Source organism: Actinorectispora metalli, from assembly GCF_056323685.1.
The window spans coordinates 1,438,583-1,458,069 of record NZ_JBREYE010000002.1 but is presented as its reverse complement, the minus strand read 5'-3'; the positions used below and the strand labels follow the sequence as shown (position 1 = coordinate 1,458,069).

20 protein-coding genes and 1 tRNA gene are annotated in these 19,487 nt (G+C 68.6%); 17 read left to right on the top strand and 4 right to left on the bottom strand.

The window, feature by feature from the left end:
- Positions 1 to 17: 17 nt before the first annotated feature.
- From ACU6XJ_RS27110 to ACU6XJ_RS27095, 4 genes are all read left to right on the top strand, one after another.
- On the top strand, positions 18 to 857 hold the full coding sequence (locus tag ACU6XJ_RS27110; RefSeq protein ID WP_476317653.1) for a lytic polysaccharide monooxygenase auxiliary activity family 9 protein: 840 nt from the start codon (positions 18 to 20) through the stop codon (positions 855 to 857).
- 148 nt (positions 858 to 1,005) lie between these two features.
- On the top strand, positions 1,006 to 1,491 hold the full coding sequence (locus ACU6XJ_RS27105) for an RICIN domain-containing protein (RefSeq protein WP_476318657.1): 486 nt from the start codon (positions 1,006 to 1,008) through the stop codon (positions 1,489 to 1,491).
- A 16-nt stretch (positions 1,492 to 1,507) separates the two neighbouring features.
- The gene (locus ACU6XJ_RS27100; RefSeq protein WP_476317650.1) at positions 1,508 to 1,975 is read left to right on the top strand and encodes a hypothetical protein; all 468 of its coding nucleotides are present in this window, start codon (positions 1,508 to 1,510) and stop codon (positions 1,973 to 1,975) included.
- Positions 1,976 to 1,995: 20 nt separating this feature from the next.
- A complete protein-coding gene (locus tag ACU6XJ_RS27095) occupies positions 1,996 to 2,562 on the top strand; it encodes a GNAT family N-acetyltransferase (protein ID WP_476317647.1) in 567 nt (188 codons plus the stop codon).
- Between the two features lie 61 nt (positions 2,563 to 2,623).
- On the opposite strand, the gene ACU6XJ_RS27090 is transcribed toward ACU6XJ_RS27095, so the two are convergent.
- Both ACU6XJ_RS27090 and ACU6XJ_RS27085 read right to left on the bottom strand, forming a co-directional pair.
- A complete protein-coding gene (locus ACU6XJ_RS27090; protein ID WP_476317644.1) occupies positions 2,624 to 3,058 on the bottom strand; it encodes a hypothetical protein in 435 nt (144 codons plus the stop codon).
- Positions 3,059 to 3,097: 39 nt separating this feature from the next.
- A complete protein-coding gene (locus ACU6XJ_RS27085; RefSeq protein ID WP_476317641.1) occupies positions 3,098 to 3,655 on the bottom strand; it encodes a hypothetical protein in 558 nt (185 codons plus the stop codon).
- A 197-nt stretch (positions 3,656 to 3,852) separates the two neighbouring features.
- On the opposite strand from ACU6XJ_RS27085, the gene ACU6XJ_RS27080 reads away from it, so the two are divergent.
- Together ACU6XJ_RS27080 and ACU6XJ_RS27075 are read left to right on the top strand one after the other, a co-directional pair.
- Complete coding sequence (locus ACU6XJ_RS27080; RefSeq protein WP_476317638.1) at positions 3,853 to 4,281, top strand: pyridoxamine 5'-phosphate oxidase family protein; 429 nt, start codon at positions 3,853 to 3,855, stop codon at positions 4,279 to 4,281.
- A gap of 43 nt (positions 4,282 to 4,324) precedes the next feature.
- Entirely contained in the window at positions 4,325 to 4,552 is a 228-nt protein-coding gene (locus ACU6XJ_RS27075) for a hypothetical protein (RefSeq protein WP_476317635.1), read from the top strand.
- 43 nt (positions 4,553 to 4,595) lie between these two features.
- Here ACU6XJ_RS27075 and ACU6XJ_RS27070 read toward each other — a convergent pair whose 3' ends face one another.
- Positions 4,596 to 6,173 (bottom strand): outer membrane protein assembly factor BamB family protein, encoded by a 1,578-nt coding sequence (locus ACU6XJ_RS27070; protein WP_476317632.1) that lies wholly within the window; start codon positions 6,171 to 6,173, stop codon positions 4,596 to 4,598.
- Positions 6,174 to 6,281: 108 nt separating this feature from the next.
- Positions 6,282 to 8,162 carry an FAD/NAD(P)-binding protein gene (locus tag ACU6XJ_RS27065; protein ID WP_476317629.1) on the bottom strand — a complete coding sequence of 627 codons (1,881 nt, stop codon included), beginning with the start codon at positions 8,160 to 8,162 and terminating at the stop codon, positions 6,282 to 6,284.
- Positions 8,163 to 8,603: 441 nt separating this feature from the next.
- On the opposite strand from ACU6XJ_RS27065, the gene ACU6XJ_RS27060 reads away from it, so the two are divergent.
- The 11 genes from ACU6XJ_RS27060 to ACU6XJ_RS27010 all read left to right on the top strand — a co-directional run bounded on the left by ACU6XJ_RS27060 (position 8,604) and on the right by ACU6XJ_RS27010 (position 19,483).
- Entirely contained in the window at positions 8,604 to 9,704 is a 1,101-nt protein-coding gene (locus ACU6XJ_RS27060; RefSeq protein WP_476317627.1) for an LLM class flavin-dependent oxidoreductase, read from the top strand.
- A 196-nt stretch (positions 9,705 to 9,900) separates the two neighbouring features.
- Positions 9,901 to 9,972 (top strand) — tRNA-Cys (locus ACU6XJ_RS27055).
- 106 nt (positions 9,973 to 10,078) lie between these two features.
- Positions 10,079 to 11,254, top strand: a complete 1,176-nt coding sequence (locus tag ACU6XJ_RS27050) for an FAD-dependent oxidoreductase (RefSeq protein WP_476317624.1) — start codon at positions 10,079 to 10,081, stop codon at positions 11,252 to 11,254.
- A 21-nt stretch (positions 11,255 to 11,275) separates the two neighbouring features.
- Positions 11,276 to 11,866: a DinB family protein gene (locus tag ACU6XJ_RS27045; RefSeq protein ID WP_476318655.1), complete on the top strand. Its 591-nt coding sequence runs from the start codon at positions 11,276 to 11,278 to the stop codon at positions 11,864 to 11,866.
- Positions 11,867 to 11,945: 79 nt separating this feature from the next.
- Complete coding sequence (locus ACU6XJ_RS27040) at positions 11,946 to 12,446, top strand: DUF1579 family protein (protein WP_476317621.1); 501 nt, start codon at positions 11,946 to 11,948, stop codon at positions 12,444 to 12,446.
- A gap of 99 nt (positions 12,447 to 12,545) precedes the next feature.
- Positions 12,546 to 13,025, top strand: coding sequence for a 2-oxo-4-hydroxy-4-carboxy-5-ureidoimidazoline decarboxylase (gene uraD / locus ACU6XJ_RS27035; RefSeq protein ID WP_476317618.1), 480 nt, complete (start codon positions 12,546 to 12,548; stop codon positions 13,023 to 13,025).
- On the top strand, positions 13,022 to 13,330 hold the full coding sequence (uraH, locus tag ACU6XJ_RS27030) for a hydroxyisourate hydrolase (protein ID WP_476317615.1): 309 nt from the start codon (positions 13,022 to 13,024) through the stop codon (positions 13,328 to 13,330). Before uraD ends, uraH begins: the two co-directional genes overlap by 4 nt.
- Before the next feature lie 2 nt (positions 13,331 to 13,332).
- Entirely contained in the window at positions 13,333 to 14,214 is an 882-nt protein-coding gene (gene pucL, locus ACU6XJ_RS27025) for a factor-independent urate hydroxylase (RefSeq protein ID WP_476317612.1), read from the top strand.
- On the top strand, positions 14,204 to 15,505 hold the full coding sequence (gene allB / locus ACU6XJ_RS27020) for an allantoinase AllB (RefSeq protein WP_476317610.1): 1,302 nt from the start codon (positions 14,204 to 14,206) through the stop codon (positions 15,503 to 15,505). The genes pucL and allB overlap by 11 nt, the downstream gene beginning before the upstream one ends.
- A complete protein-coding gene (gene alc / locus ACU6XJ_RS27015) occupies positions 15,502 to 16,620 on the top strand; it encodes an allantoicase (RefSeq protein WP_476317607.1) in 1,119 nt (372 codons plus the stop codon). The genes allB and alc overlap by 4 nt, the downstream gene beginning before the upstream one ends.
- A 319-nt stretch (positions 16,621 to 16,939) precedes the next feature.
- Positions 16,940 to 19,483: an MFS transporter gene (locus ACU6XJ_RS27010; protein ID WP_476317605.1), complete on the top strand. Its 2,544-nt coding sequence runs from the start codon at positions 16,940 to 16,942 to the stop codon at positions 19,481 to 19,483.
- Positions 19,484 to 19,487: the final 4 nt, after the last annotated feature.

Here is a 19,487-nt window from a genome sequence, read left to right as displayed (position 1 = left end):
TGCACCGGGTGGTTCTGGTGAGTCTGGCACTGCTGGTCGCCGCGGCGGGTGAGGCGTTCGCGCATGGCGCGCCGCTATCGCCGATCAGCCGGTCCTTCGCCTGCGGCACCGAGGGCGGCAACCAGGCGCAGACCCCGGCGTGCCAGGCGGCCATCGCCGCGAGCACGCCCGGCGCGATGCGCGAGTGGGACTTCATCCGCGTGCCGAATGTGGATGGACGGGACCGCGAGGTCATTCCCGACGGCAAGCTGTGCAGCGCGGGCATCGCCAAGTTCCGCGGTCTCGACCTGCCCCGCTCGGACTGGCCGAGCACGACCTTGACCGCCGGTTCGAGCTTTACTCTGCGGTATCGCACCACGATCCCGCACCAGGGCCAGTTCCGGCTGTTCGCCACCCGCGACGGCTACGACCCGTCGCGGCCGCTGCGGTGGTCGGACCTGGACGCCAAGCCGTTCCTGGTGGTGGACAACCCGCCGGTGCGGGAGGAGGCCTACGTGGTGAACGGCAAGCTGCCCGCAGGCAAATCCGGTCGGCACCTGATCTACACGGTCTGGCAGAACTCCAGCACTCCCGACACCTACTACTCCTGCTCCGACGTGGTTTTCCGCGCCGCGGCGGGAACGGGTGGCGGTGCGGCGGCGAAACCGCCGGTGTCGCCATCGGCCGCGCCATCGCCGACTCCCTCTCCCTCCGTCACCACCATTCCCGCTCCCGTGTCGGAAGACACCCAGCCGGTGGGATTCGCGAAATCCGAGAAGCGCGACGTGACCACCACGCTGCTGCTCGGTGGCGGTGCCCTGGTGCTGGTGATTCTCTCCGCCGCATTGGCGGTAATGCGAATCCGCCGCCGGGACTGACTGCTCGATAACCGCTACTCGCGTCCCCATGAAGGTGAAGCGAATATCCTCATCTGTGTGCATTCCGTGAGCGGTAGTTTATCGAATCGAGATCACGCGTACTCTTCCTCCGGCATGCGCTTCCCGTTTACGGAGGAAAGTGATCTCGATGAGGATCAAGACTGTGCTTCTGGCGGCGGTTGTCGCTGCTCTCGGCCTGCTTCCTGCCACTTCGGCAGGTGCCGAAGACCACGAGATGATCGAAAGCGGAATTCGCGGACTGTGTCTGGACGACAGCCGGGAATACCTCCACGGCACCGGGCAGTTCAAGGTCCATCTGTGGAATTGCCACGGTAACGACAACCAGCGCTGGGACCTGGTCCGCCACACCGGTGAGATCAAGCGCGGCAATCTCTGCCTGGACGGTTTCAGCAGACAGCCCGGCGGTGACGTGGTGTTGTGGCGGTGCAACGGCGGCGCGCATCAGCAATGGTGGCGAGACGGCATGCACTTCCGCAACGGTGCGCGGCAGGATCTGTGCCTGGACGCCGATGCCCGGAACGGATTCGGGAACGGGACCAGGGTGCAGTTGTACTGGTGCCGAGGCGCCAGCCAGAACCAGCACTGGTTCGTGCGTGACATGGACGATGACTGAGTTGTGAGAAGGGCGGGTGAGCGTGGCATCTGAAGTCCGTCACCCGCTCGCACCACGTGTCCGCGACGGGGTCCTGGCCGGGGCCGTCGCAGGCGTGTTGAGTGGATTGCCCTCGACAGTGCACGCCATCGTGACACGCGCCGATCCCGCCGCGGCCACCGTCGCGGCGGGATCACTGGTGCTGCCCGCCGAGTCCCGGCGCCCGGTGTTGGTCGCAGCCGCCGTGCCGGTGCACTTCGGGCTCTCGCTCGGCTGGGCGGTCGTGCTGTCGCTGCTGCTGCCCCAACGCCGCCCCGTGGTGTGGGGATCGCTGACGGGCCTGGCCATCGGTGTGCTGGACCTGTGTCTGGGCCGCCGCTTTCCCCGGATCAGGGCGCTGCCGCTCGGCCCGCAGTTGGCCGACCACCTCGCCTACGGCGCGATCGTCGGCGCCGTGCTGCGCCGCCGCCGGGTAATTCGGTTGGCGCCGGACCGCGGTGACTGATCTGATCCGACGCTGTGGATGTGTTTCTCCGGACTCCCCGACTGGTGCTGCGCCGTTTCACCGCAGCCGATGTCGACAACCTGGTCGAGTTGGACAGCGACCCCGAGGTGATGCACTACCTCACCGGCGGCCAGCCGACGCCGCGGGATGAGATGGAGCACGTCATCCTGCCGAGGCTCTTGGCCGACTACGAGCGCTATCCCCACCACGGTAAATGGGCCGCGGAAGAAGCGGCGACCTCGGAGTTCATCGGCTGGTTCTCGCTGGACCGCCAGGCAGACGGCCCGCCGGACGAGGCTGATCTCGGCTACCGCCTGAAGACCCGCGTCTGGGGAAAGGGCTACGCCACCGAGGGGGCGCGGGCACTGGTCGACGTGGGCTTCGCCGACTTCAACCTCCGCCGCATTTTCGCCACCACCATGGCGGTCAATTCGAGGTCAAGGCGCGTGATGGAAAAGGCCGGACTCCGCTATGTCCGCACCTTCCACCTCCACTTCGACGACCCCATTCCAGGCACCGAACTGGGCGAGGTCGAGTACGAACTGAACCGATCCGACTGGGCGCAACGCCGAAACCAGGTGTCTTAGCCGAGAAGGCGTCCAAACGGTGTACTCGCGTACTTCCGGTGGCGATGCTCCACGCGGCCGGTCAGACCGGGTTGAAATCCTCGGGTTCGTAGCGGGGATTGCCGACGATGCTCTGCCAGCAGGCGGCCAATTCCTCGACGGTGTTGGCCCTCAGCAGTGAGACCTTGGCCTTGCGGCTTCGCAGTGCTTTCTTGGCCGCGGCCTCGGCCATGGCGATCAGCTCGCCGGTGGGCGGGCGCTTCTTGGCGCCGGAGGCGTGCAGCACCATTGCGTAGGTGACGATCCGACGCTTGGGGCGCGGATCGACGGCGAGCGTCACCGGTCGAGGAATGGGGGATTCCAGCGGGGCGACCTCGGCCGTCATCGGCCATTCCGTGTGGTTGGCGATGGCGCCCGCGATGACGGCATCCAGGCTCGCCACGTCGTTGTCGTCATTGGTCAGGACGGTGACCAACACCGGAACGACAACGATCTTGCGCGCACGTGAGTGCGGCATACGCCCCTCCTCCATGCGGCCGGGGCTACGGGTTCAGCTTCAGCCGGTCGCCCTGTCGGCGGCGCTGAAGAATACCGCTGGGATTGGTGCGGGGGCCGCCTTCTTCGGTTGTTCCTGACGCAGTGATGACTCTGAGATCTCCGTCACCTCGGCGGCGTGGCCGTTGTCCGTGATGATCGGCAGCACGGCGGTCTCCTCGGCCTCCGCCGGGGCAGGGACCTCCGGTTTTGCCTGGTCCGGGTCCGGCGGCGTGAGTGCACGCCGGGCCTTGGCGATCCAGACCTCCCACATCGCGGCGTCGCGGTGGGTTTTCATCTGGGTGCGAAGCGAGGAGAGGATGCCTCGGACCCTGGCGGCAAGCTTCTGGTCGGTAAGCACTGCCTCCCAGGTCTTCTGTGTCTCTGCCCCGGAACTGCGGACGGTGTGCCGAATCTCTTCGGCCAACTCCTCCCGAGAGAGGGCCCACCACCGCTCGACGAGTTGGTTCGCGCGCGGCACGAACACGTCCTTCCTGTTGTGCACTTTATTACCGGATAGCAACGATGTGGCTAGGGGACCATTCTCCATCCCAATTACCGGTGTTTTTCCAGTCGCCATCCGCAACGGTAACCAATTTGAGTCCAGTGGTTGCAGCGAGGGTCGTTAACTGCGCGTAGTGGACCCTGCCACGGGTGGTGCTCACCCGCGGCTTGACCGCTGGCCCGAGTGTACCGCTGTCAAACTGCCAGGGTGGGGAATCACGCGCCGACGTGTCGGCGTTGTGACGATCACGCACAACCTGGAGGGGAAAGCGCATGTCCGCGACCACCATGTCCGTTGAGGAGCGCCAGGAGTTCCTGGCCCAACCCCACGTCGGGATCATCGCCGTCGACCGACCCGGGCGCGCGCCGCTGGCCGTGCCGGTCTGGTACGACTACGAGCCCGGCGGCGAGGTGCTTGTGTGGACCGATCGGGGTTCGCTCAAGGAGCGGCTGATCCGGGAGGCGGGGCGCTTCAGCCTCTGCGTCCAGTTTGCGGAGCCGCCCTACAAGTACGTCACGGTGGAGGGCCCGGTCGTGGAGTGGGTGGAACCCGTTCCCCGGGAGACCGTCGTCAGCATTGGCACCCGCTACCTGCCTGCCGACCGCGCCGAGGCCACGGCCGACGACTACATCACCCCGAACAGCCTGCTGATCCGCATGAAGCCCGAGCGCTGGCTCAGCCAGGACCAGTCGAAGGAGTAGCTGGCTTCGGGCCGCTCCTTCGGGCCAGACGACGGTGACCGGGATGTCACGTCGGCCTGCCGCGTCGACCACGTCGGCGGTGCCGCCGAACCCACCGGGTGGCTCGCCGTCCCACCCGGCCAACAGCGGCGATCCGCCCGCGATCGTGTGGGAACGCCGCAGGGGCCTCGCCGAGGGGGTCGACGCGTTGATCTTCCTGCCCAGCCCGGACGCGCGCAGCGCCCCGCGCCTGGTGGTGGCCAGCGCGCGGGGCATGCTGTGGACGCCGTGACCGGTGGCCGTCCGGCAGGGGGCCGGACGGCCACAGTGCGGTACTACAGGCCGAAGGCGAGCATTACGTGGCCTCGGTCGTTGGGATAGGCGGGCAGCCAGTAGCCGGACTGGACGTAGACCATGCCGTTGGCGACCACCGCGCCGCCGCCGCCGGACACCGAGCCGCCGCGGCCCGGTAGGCCGTTGACGCCCTGCACGTCCTGCATGGTGTCGTACTCCCACAGCACCTTGCCGTTGCGCGCGGAGAACGCCCGCATCTTGCCGTCCCCGCCGCCCTCGAAGACCAGACCCGGGCTGGTGGTGACCGCGGGCGCCATGGCCAACTCGCAGAGGTCCTTGTACTTGGCCGCGCCGCCCCAGTCGCAGCCGTTGGACGGCGTCGGCGTCTTCCACAGCAGGTCGCCGGTCGCCGGGTCCAGGGCGTGCAGGGTGCCGGGGTCGGCTCGCCAGGTCGCGATGTACAGGGCCTTGCCGTCGTAGCTGGTGCCCCACTGGATACCGGTCAGACCGATGTTGGGCTGCGGCGTCGAGAGCTGCCGCCGCCACACGACCTCGCCTGTGGCCGCGTCGAACACGTGGTAGACGCCGCTCTTCTGGCCGATGCCGACCATCTTTCTGCCCTTCGCCGTGAAGATGTTGGCGGTGGCGCCCAGGTCGTAGTCCAGCGCCGTGCCGTCGTTGATGCCGGGGCAGTGGCCGGGCGGCGCGTTCGGCATGACACAGATCAGCCGCCAGGTGTCGGCCTTGGTGACCTGCTGCTTCCACCGCACCGCACCGGTCGCGGTGTCCAGGGCCAGCAGCGAGTCGAAGTCACCGGCGCTGCCGGTGTAGTTCTGGCCGGTGCCGACGAACACGGTCTTGGACGCGGGGTCGATCACCGGGGAGCTCCACACGGCCGCACCGGAAGGCTCGAATTTGGGTGCCCCGCTGGGCCAGTTGCCGACCCGCTTCGCCTCGGGCACGGTGTAGTAACGCCAGGCGAGCTTGCCGGTGTGGGCGTCGAGGGCGTCGAGGTGGCCGCGGAAGGTGCAGCAGGCGCTGTGCTCATCGCCCGCGTTGTCCCCGCTGGACACGCCGACGTACACCTTTCCGCCGAAGACGATCGGCGAGCTGGTGAGGAACGTGATGGGGTTGGGGTCCAGGCGGTTGGACCAGAGGAGCTTGCCGGTGCGCTGGTCCAGCGCGTACAGGTAGCCGCGGGTGTCGCCGAAGTACACCTTGCCGCCGACTACGGCGGGACCGTTGCGGGGCGTTCGCTCCTTCACCTCGGGGTCCACCGTGGACAGGTTGAATTCCCAGCGCTTCGCGCCGGACCTGGCATCCCGCGCATGGAACTTGCCGTCGGTGGCGCCGAAGTACACCGTGTCATCGACCACGGCGGGCTGACTGCGGGGCGCGTCGAGCTCCTCCTTGGGGTAGGCGAAGGCCCACTTGAGCTTCAGTTTGCCGACCGTGGCCGGGGTCAGCTGCCGTTCGGCGGCGTTGTGGCGGGAGCCGGACAGGTCCTTCGTCCACGTGGGCCAGTCGGCCTTCGGCGGACCGGCCGCGGCCAGGGTGCTGCATAACAGCAGCAGGGACAGGGCGGCAGCGGCGCCGCCGAGCACACGTCGGTTGATCACGCTGGTTCCCCCAATGCAGACCATGGTGGATCGCCCAATTCGACAGCAACCGGACGGGGAGCAACAGTCGGAAAATTGCGTGATTGGGTGCAATCAAAGTCGCGTGGTCTATACGACCTTTGTCGTTATTACCTCGCGGGCGGTGGGGGTGGACGCGGCGAGGAACGTCAGCATGCTGCGGGCCACCGCGTCGTTCTGGCGGAACGCGGGCGCATTGGTGCGGGGGCGGGCGAACGCGGCGTAGCTGCGGTTGCTGGTGAAGGCGCCCACCGCGAACCGCCGCGGATGCGGCCTGCCGCGGGCGTCGGTGATCCGGCTGTCCGACGCGGCGACTTGGAGCAGTCCGGTGCCGCCTGCTCCAACGGGCACCTCCTCCACCGCCTCGCCCGCGTCCAGCAGCGCACGCAGCACGCTGTCCTGTGTGGACAGAATCGCGTCAGCGGGCAGCCGGGCCTCCACCAGCGCGGTGGCGCGGACGGTGTCCGGCGCGCTCGGGCTGCCCGCGACGAACACACCGTGCTCGACATCGGGCTCCACCCACATATCGGCACCGATGAACCGCACGATGCCCGCGCGGGACAGCGCGAGAAGTTGCTCCAACCGGTGTGGCGGCGGGCCGCTGGCGAGGGAGTTGAAGTAGCCGGACCACCAGCCGTCCACCTCACGCAGCGACGCGCCCGTCAGCGCGGGCCGCAGCCGCCCAAGCTGCCCGTACACCGACAGCAGCGCCGTGAACGCACCGAGGTCGGCGCTGTGCGTCGCCGAGGAGCGGCGGTCCACATCCGCCCTGATGTGGCTGCGCAGATGTTCCTGTAGTGACTCGGCATCGGGGAACCGCCAGCCCGCCAGCGGGCGGTCCAGCGCCGCCAAGTCGATGCGGTCCTCCTCCCGTGGGACCGCCCACTCGATCAGCGCCCGCATCTCCGGGCCTGCGAAGTCCAGCGGCGCGAACCGGGCGGCGAACGTCGGCAGGTCGGTCCGCACCCGGCCCGGGTGCCCGGTGATCAACTCGTGGTAGTGGCCCCAGGCGATCTCCTTGGCCATCAGCGGCCACACGTCGGAGCGGAAGTCCAGCGGGCCGGTGAGGCGGTCGGCGTGGAAGAACCGGGGCAGCGGCGGCAGCGGTCCCCGCAGGCGGTAGCCGGTCTTGGAGTGGTACGGCACACCGCGCCGCGAGCCGACGTGCAGCCGAGGCTCGGCACCCGATGCCCGGTACTCCAACCCTTTCGGCCCGCTCACATACCGCCCGCCGCGGCCCTCGGTGAGCAGCACCATCAGATCGATGAACCCGAGCCCGAAGCCCCGCATGATGACGTCGGTGCCGGGCTTGATGCCCGAAAGGTCCACATCGGAGGAGTAGGCGGGCGGCAGGTAGTACAGCCCGCGCTCGGCGGCGAAGGACGCGAGCGGCGCCAGCGAGTCCGGCAGGCCGGTGTCCAGGTGGCCTTGCGTGAGCACCACCAGGTCGGCGAGCAGCGGCTGGTCCTCATCGGCCAGCCACACCCGCTGCCTCGACTCGGGCGTGCCGGTGACTCTGGTGGCAGTGCTCCGGTGCACCCGCACGCTCGCGTTGCCGGGCAGGCGCTCCCGTACGTGCTCGAATACCCAGGTCAGGTACTGGCTTTGCAGTCTGCGGGTGGCGAACGACCGGCCGGTGAGGGCATGCAACTCAGGCACCACATCGGGTTCCACCGCGAACGGCAGGGTGCCCGCGCGCACGGCGGCGGCCCAGTCGAACAGCGACGGGCCGGGCCGGATCGGGCCCTCGCAGACCACGCTGTCGTCGGTGAACATCGTGACGTCCTCGGCCATCGAGTTCATCCGCAGCAGCGGCGACATCGCATGCCGCCACACCCGGCCCGCGCCCGCGGGGTAGGGGTCGACCATCTCGAACCGCACGGAACGGTCCGGCAGCAACTCGGGCAGGTTCGCCGCGAGGCGTTCCAGCAGACCCGTGCCGCGCGGTCCCGCGCCGATGATCGCGACCACCAGCGGACCCTGCGAAGGAATTGCGAGCAGATCGGGAGAGGAGCGCATGAATAGCCTTTTCGTCTGAAATCGTTGCGGGCTGATCAATTGCTCATCACGCGCGCCGTGCCCCTCAACACGACGATGCATCCAGATAAGCCGGATAGCTGCCGAAAAGTCAAGGACGTGTGTTGGGAATAGTCGTCCAAAGTAAGGTGTTGACGCCGACATGCAGCCCCTGGTCCACTGAAGGCGTGGGCACACTCGTGCTGGTCACCCGCGACCACATCGACTTCGGTCGGGTGTGGTCAAGCTCCTGTCCGCGCTGACTTCTCCCGCGGCGCCGCCCACCCCTTGACGTCGACAGACGTGGGCCTTCCGCCGCTGGTGGTTATGCCTCCGGGCTCCTCACGCGCAACATTCCCGTAATCAGGTTACGTATTTGAGAAAGGTCTACTCGGCATGCCCGTGGAATTTCTCGGCATCGGCGGAACCAACGACGGATCGGAAATCGCCGCGCGTTCCGGCGCGGCCTTCGACAAGGCGTACACCCTGCGACTGGCCCGCGCCCACGAGGACAACGGCTGGGACCGTGTCCTGTTCGCCTACGGCTCGGGCTCCCCCGAACCCGCGCAGGCCGCCGCCTACGTCGCCGCCACACTGGACACCCTGCAGATCCTGCTCGCCCACCGCCCCAACGTCTCCTACCCGACGTTCGCCGCGAAGACCTTCGCCACCCTCGACCAGATCAGCGACGGCCGCCTGACGGTGCACTTCATCACCGGCGGCAACGACCACGAGCAGCAGCGCGAGGGCGACTACCTGAGCAAGGACGAGCGCTACACGCGCACCCGGGAGTACATCCAGATCGTCAAGCGCGCCTGGACCTCGCGCGAACCCTTCGACCACGAGGGCACCCACTACCGCTTCGCCGACTTCGTCAGCGACATCTTCCCCGTCCAGCAGCCCCGCCCGCTGGTGTCCTTCGGCGGCTCATCACCCGCCGCCTACGCCGCGGGCGGCGCCGAGGCCGACATCTACTGCCTCTGGGGCGAGTCCCTCGCCGAAACCGCGAAGCAGATCGAGTCGGTCCGCGCCGCGGTCCGGGCAGCGGGCAGAACCGACCAGCCCAAGATCCAGGTCGCGTTCCGCCCGATCATCGCCCCCACCGAGGAACTGGCCTGGGAGAAGGCCTACCGGACACTCGCGGCGATCAAGGCCCGCAACGAAGGGGCACCCGTGTCCCGTCGCCACCCACTGCGCGACCCGGAGAACACCGGCTCCCAGCGCCTGCTCGCCCTCGCGCAGCAGGGCGAGCGATTCGACCGTGCACTGTGGACACCCACCGCGGCGGCCACCGGCGGCGCAGGCAACTCCAACGCGCTGGTCGGCACCCCGGAAACGGTCGCGCAGGCGCTGTTGGACTACTACGACCTCGGCGTGGAGATCCTGTCGGCACGCGGCTACGACATCCTCGACGACGCGATCGACTTCGGCCGCTACGTGATCCCGATCGTCCGCGAAGAAGTCGCCAAGCGCGACCGCGAACGAGCCGCGGCGTGATCACGGGTGGGACGCAGAACACGGTTGACACCGCGAACTCGGGAGTGGAAGTCTCGTGACCATGACCGGTGGCCAGCGCCTCGTAGGGCGCATCGAAGTGGACCTGCGCAGGCAGGCCAGCGCCATCTGTTCGTAGCCCCGCCCCCTCCGTCCGACCGATCCATTCGGTCGTAGACGTTGATGCGCAGTTCCTCATGGCGATGTGGCTGAGTGGTTTAGGCAGGGGCCTGCAAAGCCTCGCACCCGGGTTCGATTCCCGGCTTCGCCTCGATTTGTCCATCAGTTCGACCCGATCGGCAACCACCCCGATTAGCGTCCCCGCCCGCGGCTAACCTCGTAAGAGGGGTCAGATCTGTCGAGGGTGCGGGGAACTCATGACAACGGCGTTGATCATCGGTGGAGGCATTGCGGGCGCGGTGACGGCGATGGCCCTGCGGAAGGCGGGCATCACGGCCACCATCTACGAGGCCTATCCCACCGGGGCGGATGACGTCGGTGCCTTCCTCACGCTGATGAACAACGGGTTGGACGCGCTGGACGCCATCGACGCGCGGCGGATGGTGGCGGACAACTCCTTCGCCGCCAACAACCTGCACCTCTACAGCGGCACCGGCAAACACCTCGGGGTGATGCCGATCGGCAAAGCCGGGGTGGAAGGTCCGCGCACCCTGCGCAGGGCGGAGTTGTACCGCGTCCTGCACCGGGAAGCGGCGGACCGCGGCATTGTGCTGGAGCACGGCAAGCGGCTGACCGGGGCGGCGACGCGGCCCAACGGCCGGGTGATCGCGTCGTTCCAGGACGGGTCCAGCGCGGAGGCCGACATTCTGATCGGCGCGGACGGCATCCACTCGACGACGCGCACCATCATCGATGCTTCGGCGCCTAAACCGCGCTTCACCGGGCACAACACGGTCTGCGGCTATGCCTCGAAGGCGAGCGGCACCGAGCCGGAGAGCTACGCGATGATCTATGGGCGGCGGGCGTTCTTCGGGTATACGACCGCGCCGACCGGGGAGACCTGGTGGTTCGCCAATGCGCCCGGCGACGAGTTGGGGAAGCGGGAGCTTGCCGGGACGCAGTGGAAGGACCGGCTCGCGGAGCTGTTCGCCCGGGACAGGGGACCTGCGTCGGGGATAGTGCGGGCCAGCGAGGAAATCGTGGCCTCCAATTCCTATGACCTGGCCACCGTCCCGACCTGGCACACGAAGTCGATGGTGATCATCGGCGATGCCGCTCATGTCGCGGCGCCCAACGCTGGGCAGGGGGCCTCGATGGCCATCGAGGATGCCGTCGTGCTGGCCCAGTGCCTTCGGGATGTGCCGGGTGGTGCTTTCGAGGCGTATGAGCGGTTGCGCCGGGAGCGGGTGGAGCGGCTGGTGGAGACGAGCGCCAAGATGGGCAACACCGCCGTGCCGGGGCCGTTCAAGCGGTTTTTGCGGGACCTAGTGCTGCCCGTTGTGCTTCGCCGTCCGCCGCGGGGCACGGCCGACTGGCTTACTCGGCACCACATCGAATGGGACCGCTCGGTCGCTGATCCTGGGCCGGGCTGATTGTCGGTGGCGGGTGGCAGACTGCCGGGTGTGATCGAAAAGGCTGATCTCCATCTCTACCTGCGGACAGGTCGCGAAGCCCTGCTGTGGAAGCTCGACGGGCTGTCGGAGTACGACATCCGCCGCCCCGTGACGCCGACGGGAACGAACCTGTTGGGCTTGGTCAAACACGTGGCCAGCATGGAAGTGGGGTACTTCGGCGAGGTCTTCGGGCGGCCGTTCGACCAGCCGCTGCCGTGGCTCGACGACGACGCGGAACCGAACGCGGACATGTGGGCGACCGCCGACGAGTCACGCGAGGACATCGTCGATTTCTACCGCCGAGCCTGGGCACACGCCGACGCGACGATCGACGCGCTGGCCCTGGACGCGCCCGGCCAGGTGCCGTGGTGGAACGCCGAGCACCGTGATGTGACGCTGCACCGCATCCTCGTGCACGTGATCGCCGAGACTCACCGGCACGCCGGGCACGCCGACATCGTCCGGGAACTCATCGACGGGGCAGCGGGCCTGCTGAAGGGCAACGAGAACCTGCCGCCCACCGATCAGGCGTGGTGGGAGAGCTACCGGGAGCGGCTGGAGCGCGTAGCGCAGGGATTCAGCCAAGGCTGACAGCAGACCCGCGGAAGGCCGCTCCCAACCGCATCAGCGGAGGGTGATGTGGACGCCGCTGGGCAGCAGAAGGAGTTTCATGTCCCAGGCCGAATCCGCCCGCGTTGTCACAGTCGCCGCGGGCCTTCAGCACACCGACCGGGCAGCGCCGGTCCGCGACAGCCGCCACGAAGCGCTCGCGGTGCTCATCGGTAACTGGATCAACGAAGGCCACACGATCGCGACCGATGAGGTCCCGTCGGTGCAGATCCTCACCAGCGATGTCTACGAGTGGGCGCCCGGCGGGTTCTTCATCGTCCACTCGGCCTTCGGCAGGATCGGCGACACGAGCGTCGGCGGCGTCGAGATCATCGGCGTGGACGGCGAGGCATACTCCTCCACGTTCCACGACAGCTTCGGCAACGTCCACCGCTCTCGGCTGGAGATCGAGGGCGACGTGTTCCGGTGGATCGGGGACCGGACGCGGTGCACAGTGACGATGACCGACAACGGCATGACCCAGGTCGCCCGCCACGAGTCCAGCACCGACGGTGTGAACTGGGCTCCGTCGATGGACGTGACCCTGCGCAAGATCCCCTAGCCGTCTGGAGGTTTCTCCAAAGGCGGGCCGGTGGGCGGGGCCGGAGGTTCGGACGTTTCTCGCTATGCGGGCGAGGCTCCGACTGTGTGTACTTGCCGGGTGCTGTCGTTCAACACCGTCGGGCGGGATGAGCTGGTTACCGCGCTGCTGGACTGCTGTGCGGAGCGGGGCTGGGCCGAGCAGGTCGCCGACGGGCGCCCCTACTCGGACGCCGCCGCGTTGCGCAGGGACGGCGTCGCGGCGCTGCACCGGCTGGACTGGCCCGCGGTGCTCACCGCCCTGGAGGGCCATCCGCGGATCGGGCAGCGCGCCGGCGGCGAGGACACCGCGGCCCGCTGGTCACGGGGTGAGCAGGCCGCGGCCCAGGGCGGTGACCAGGACGAACTGCGCAAGCTCAACGCCGAGTACGAGGAGCGGTTCGGGCACGTCTTCCTGATCTGCGCGACCGGCCTCGACACCGACGCGGTGCTCGCCGAACTGCGCAGGCGGCTGGGCAACTCGCCCGCCGACGAACGTGCCGAGGTCCGCCGCGAGTTGGCGGGCATCGTGGACCTGCGACTGGGGAAGCTGGTCGGATGAGCCTGTCGACACATGTCCTGGACGCCGCTCGTGGCCAACCCGCCCGCGGCGTGTCCGTTCGGCTGGAACACCTCGACGGTTCGACCCTCGCCGAGGGCAGCACCGACGACGACGGCCGGTGGCGACCCGAGGTGGACCCGCCCGCCGGGACGTACCAACTCGTGTTCGACACCGGCGGCTACCTGGGGCCGAAGGCGTTCTTCCCCGAGGTGCGGATCGCCTTCCGGATCACCGACCCCGCTGAGCACCACCATGTGCCGCTGCTGCTCAGCCCGTTCGCGTACTCGACGTATCGAGGGAGCTGAGCATGGGAGTTGTGCTGGGTGCCAACCAGTACGGCAAGGCCGAGACCCGGCTGGTGCGCGTCGACCGCGGCCCCGACCGGCATCGCATCACCGACCTGACGGTGACCACCGCCCTGGCCGGTGACCTGGCGGACACGCACCTGACCGGCGACAACTCCCACGTGCTGCCCACCGACTCGCAGAAGAACACGGTGTTCGCCTTCGCCCGCGACGGCATCGGCGAGATCGAGGATTTCGGGCTGCGGCTGGCCCGGCACTTCGTGGACAACCAAGGCCCCATCCACCGGGCCAGGGTCGGCATCGCCCAGCACTCCTGGGAACGGCTCACCGTCGACGGGCACCCCGCGCACCACTCCTTCGCCCGGACCGGCGGCGGTGACCGGACCGCGGTCGTCACCTACGACGGCGACCAGGCGTGGGTGGTCTCCGGCATCACCGACCTGGTGCTGCTCAACACCACCGGCTCGGAGTTCCACGGCTTCGTCAAGGACCGGTACACGACGTTGCCCGAGGCAAGCGACCGCATCCTGGCCACCGCCGTGGACGCCCGCTGGCGACACTCCACAGCGGACGTCGACTATGGACAGTCCTATGCGGACGCGCATGCGGCGTTGTTGTCGGCGTTCGCCGGGACGCACAGCCTGTCCCTGCAACAGACGCTGTACGCGATGGGGGAGCGGGTGCTCGCCGACTGCCCCGAGGTCGCCGAGGTGCGGCTGTCCCTGCCGAACAAGCACCACTTCCTGGTCGACCTGACCCCGTTCGAGCTGGACAACCCCGGCGAGGTGTTCTTCGCCGCCGACCGCCCCTACGGGCTGATCGAGGGCACCGTCCTGCGCGAAGGCGCCTCCGAGCCCGGCTTGGCCTGGGCCGATGGAGCTTGACCTGGTCGTGCGCTCTCGCCGGGCGGTGCTGCCCGACGGTGAGCGCCCCGCCGCGATCGGGGTCGCCGGGGACCGGATCGTGCTGGTCGCGGAGTACGACGAGCGGCTGTCCGCCGGGGTCGACGTGGACCTCGACACGGTGGCCCTGCTGCCGGGGCTGGTGGACTCGCACGTGCATGTCAACGAGCCAGGCCGGACCTCCTGGGAGGGTTTCGCGACGGCCACCGCCGCGGCCCGCGCGGGCGGGATCACCACCGTCATCGACATGCCGCTGAACAGCATCCCGTCCACTGTGGACGTCGAAGCGCTGGAGACGAAACGCGCGGCCGCCGCCGGACAGTGTTCGGTGGACGTGGGGTTCTGGGGCGGCGCCGTGCCCGGCAACCTGGACCAGTTGGCTGGGCTGCACGCGGCGGGCGTCTTCGGGTTCAAGTGCTTCACCTCGCCCTCCGGCGTTGCCGAGTTCCCGCCGCTGAGTTGGCCGGAGGTCATCGAGGTGATGGAGGTCCTCGCCGGTCTGGACGCGCTGCTCATCGTGCACGCGGAGGAACCGGCGCGGCTCACCGAACCGACGGGTGGCGGCTATCCGGAGTTCCTCGCCTCCCGGCCGCCCGGCGCGGAGGAGTCCGCCATTTGCAGGCTCGCCGGGCTTGCGCTGGCCGCGGGGAACCGCACCCACGTGCTGCACCTGTCGGCGGGCGGTGCGCTTCCGCTGCTGGCGTGGGCCAAGCAGAGCGGCGCCAGGATCACCGCGGAGACCTGCCCGCACTACCTTTCGCTGACCGCCGAGCAGATTACCGACGGCCGCACCGAGTTCAAATGCGCCCCGCCCATCCGCGAGGCCGCCAACGCCGACCTGCTGTGGACCGCACTCGCCGACGGCCTGCTGGATTGCGTGGTGTCGGACCACTCGCCGTGCCCGGCCGAGCTGAAACAGGGCGGCTTCGCCGACGCGTGGGGCGGGATTTCCTCGCTCCAATTGGGGCTGCCCGTGGTGTGGACCGAGGCCCGACGCCGCGGCCACTCGCTGTCCACGGTGGTCGGCTGGATGGCCGCCGCCCCGGCCCGACTGGTCGGTCTCGCCGACCGCGGGTCGTTGGCGGCGGGAAAGCTCGCGCACCTGATCGCCTTCGACGCCGACGCCGCGTTCACGGTCGACCCGGCGCGGCTGCACCACCGGCATCCGGTGACGCCCTACGCGGGCGCCGAGTTGTTCGGGACCGTGGAACGCGTGTGGCTGCGGGGTTCCGAGCAGGCAGCGGGCGAGTTGCTGCGAAGGGGAAGCGCATGAGCCGGGACCTGCCGGACCTGGCGAGCCGCCTGTTCGGCGGGTCGGTGATCGCCGCCAACGACGAGTTCTTCGCGGCAAGGGAGAACCTGATCAAACCCGAGGACCCGGCGTTCCGGCCGCTGACGTTCACCCCCAAAGGGCAGGAGTACGACGGCTGGGAGACCCGGCGCCGCCGCGACGACGGGCACGACTGGGCGATCATCCGCCTCGGCGTCCCCGGCGTGCCGCACCGCGTCGTCGTGGACACGGCGTGGTTCAAGGGCAACTACCCGGAAAGCGCCGCGGTCGAGGGAGCGGGCATCGAGGGCTACCCCACCGAAGCCGAGTTGGCCGCCGCGGCATGGGTCGAGTTGGTGCCGCGGAGCCCGCTGGCGGGGGACACCCGCAACGAGTTCGAGGTGCCTGCGGAGGTGCGGATCACCCACGTGCGCCTCAACATCTTCCCCGATGGCGGTGTGGCCCGGCTTCGGGTGCACGGTGAGCCGCTGCTCGATCCCCGCGACCTCATCGGCCTTCCGCTGGACCTCGTCGCCGCGCGCAACGGCGGCCGCGTCGTCGCGTGCAGCGACAGTTTCTACTCCCCGCCGGACAACATGCTGCAACCCGGCGAGTCCCGTTTCATGGGCGACGGCTGGGAAACCGCACGCCGCCGCGGCCCCGGCCACGACTGGGCGGTGGTCGCGCTCGGCGCCCCCGGCATCCCGAAGGTGGTGGAGTTGGCGACCACCCATTACAAGGGCAACTATCCCGACAGCGTCGTCGTTCAAGGCGCGGACGGCACCACGTCCGATGTGAACGACCCCGACTCCTGGTTCCCGCTGCTGAACCGCACCCCCGGCCATCCCGACACCACCTACCGCTTCCGCGTCCCCAATCCCCGCCCGGTGACCCATGTGCGGTTGGAGATCCACCCTGACGGCGGCATCGCCCGGTTCCGGGTCTACGGCGACCTCACCGAGAACGGTTTGAACGCCCACGCCCTCCGCTGGTTCAACCTGCTGCCCGCCAACCAGGCCCGCCGCCTGCTGGCAGGGACACCCGATGCGGATGCTTTGGTCGGCACTCGCCCCCTGACGGAAATACCGCCCGCCATCCGGACGCTGATGGCCGACTGACAACGCGCCTGTTGTTTGGCGGAAAACAGTTTTCCCAGTTCATGTGCCGTATCCGGGTCGCCCCCATGCAAGGGATACGGCGAACTCTCCCGATGCCATGCCGTTGTGCTGAAGGCTCACGGCGCCAGATTGGCATTCACGGGGGAGTTCTGAAACATGCCGGAAAGATTCATCGCGCCACTGCCGCGCGACATTGCCCGCCCTGGTGATCCTGTTTTCCGACACGGGAAAGAGCGGCGCGGTGTTGTCAACGAGAACTGACGAACAAGCCGGTACGAGCACGACGCGGCGTGTCCCGGGGAGACCGGCGCTCTACTCCGTGTTCTTCCTCAATGGTTTCATCCTGGCGAGTTGGGCGCCGCGCATTCCGCAGATCAAGTCGGAACTCGGCCTTTCCGAAGCGCAGATGGGCATCGCCCTGCTCGGAGTGGCGCTGGGTTCGCTGCCCGCGATGCCGACAGCGGGCGCGTTGGTGAGCAAATTCGGTAGCCGATTGGTGTCCAGACTCGCCGCGTTGGGCTATGCGGCGGCGCTGATGCTGCTGATGGGCGCGGATTCACTGCTGACACTGACCGCCGCGTTGTTCGTACTCGGCGCGACGGTCGGCACCTTGGACGTCGCGATGAACGCGCACGCCTTGGCGTACGAGCGGAGCGCGGGCCGACGCGTTCTCGCGTCTTTTCACGGCGTCTACAGCATCGGGACGCTGGCGGGCGCCTCGGTCGGAACTCTCGCCGCGGCGGCGGCGATCACACCGCGCTCGCAGTTCCTCGGCACGTCAGTGGTGTTCGTGATCCTCGCTGTGGTGGCGGGTGCGAGGTTGCAGCCCGACACGACTCACAGCGAGCCCGCAGGCCGGTTCCCGTTCACCCTTCGGCTTCCGCCGCAAGTGCTCCTCTTGGGCGGCGTGGCCTTCTGCGTCCTGCTCATCGAAGGGGTGATGACGGACTGGACCAGCGTGTACCTGGCCGAAACGCTGCATGCCTCCCCTGGCATGGCCGGGGCGGGCTACACGGCGTTCGCCCTGGCGATGACCTGCGGGAGGCTCGCAGGCGATCGGGTCGCCGCCCGGTTCGGGCCGGCTTCCACCGTCCGCGCAGGCGCGTTGGTGACCGCCGGGGCGCTGGTGCTCGGCCTGTTGGCTCCGCACCCGGCCGTCGTCGTGACCGCTTTCGCGATCGCCGGGGTGGGGATCGCGGCGTCGTTCCCGCTGGTGATCAGCGCAGCAGGCCGTGTCACGACCGTGTCATCGGGGCTGGCCGTCGCCGGGGTGTCGACCATCGGGTACTTCGCCCTCCTCGCCGGACCCGCCTTGATCGGCTTCCTCGCCTCCGACTTCACCCTGAGGCTGGCCCTGGTCGTGTTGCCGATCGTGGCTGTCGCCACCGCCGTGCTGACCACTCTGCTCGCTACCCGGACCACGGAACCGGCGCCGGTTGCCCCCGGGACGCTCACGCCGGTCTCGCTTGCGGACACACCGATCTCCCGGTTGGAACCCGTGGTGGGGGCCGCACGGATTGCCGAGGTCCGCGCCGCGTTGCAGACCGCGCGGAAGCACCTGGCAGGCCGAGCGGTCTGGCACGTCAGCGACAACCCGACCCGCGGAGGAGTGGCCGACCTGCTGCGCGCCAACCTGCCCTATCTACAAGCCGAGGGCATTTCCTCCCGCTGGGTCACCCTCGACACCGATCCCGAATTCAAGGCGTTCGTCAAAACGCTCTCCTACTGCCTGTGCGGCATCGCGCCGTCGTCGGCGGGGGAGGACCTGCATCGCCACCGGGCCAGGTACGAGGCCGTGTGCCGTGCCAACGCGGCCCGCGTCATCGCCTCCGCCGACCGGTCGGCGCCGATCGTCGTCCACGACCACCAAGCCGCCGGGCTGGTGCCCTTTCTGCGCGAGGCCGGGTACACGGTCATCTGGCGAGTGCACCTCGGGCTGGCACAGGACAACGAGGCGGCTCGGTACGGACGGGAGTTCCTGCGACCGTATGTGTCGGCCGCGCACGCCACCATTTCGTCCTACCCGGGGATGCTGCCACCGGACCTGCGGGCGGGTCGGAGCTACGTCATCCGACCGTCCATCGATCCGCTGGCCATCAAGAACCTCCCGCTCGGACACAACGTGGACCCGGCACATCTCGCGGCCAGCGCTGGGGTGATCCGGCCACCCAAGACCAGCACGATCGGCCTGCACACCTACAGCGACCTGCTCGTCCGGCACCCCGCCACCGTGGTTCGCGGCGGCGAGCCGATACCGGCGAAGGCTCCGTTGGTCACCCAGGTCTCGCGATGGGACCGGGTCAAGGACATCCCCGGCGTAATCCGGGCGTTCGTCGACCACACCGATCGCGAGTTGGACACCTATCTGGCATTGGTGGGCCCGCAAACCACGCACGACCCGAATGGGGACAAGGTGTTTCGAGAATGCGTGGATGTCTGGTCGCGACTCAGTCCCACGCAACGCGACCACGTGCACCTCATCCAGGTGTCCACCGCGAACCGTGTCGAACACAACCTCGTCATCAACGCGATCCAGCGCCATTCCACGGTGATCGTCCAGAAAAGCCTCGCCGAAGGCTTCGGTCTCACCGTCGCCGAAGCCTCCTGGAAGGGAAAGCCCGTGGTGGCCTCGCCGGTCGGCGGAATCCGAGACCAGGTCGAAGATGGCGAGACCGGTTTGCTGATTTCCCGACCGACCGACTTGGAAGGCTTCGGCCAGGCGATCGACCGGCTCATCTCGGATGGTCATTACGCCGATTCGCTTGGCCAAAACGGCCATGACCGCGTACTGCGGCGCTTCCTCACCGACAGCCAACTCCACAGCGCGGCCCAGGTCATCTCCGATGCCGCCACTCGGCGCTGAACCC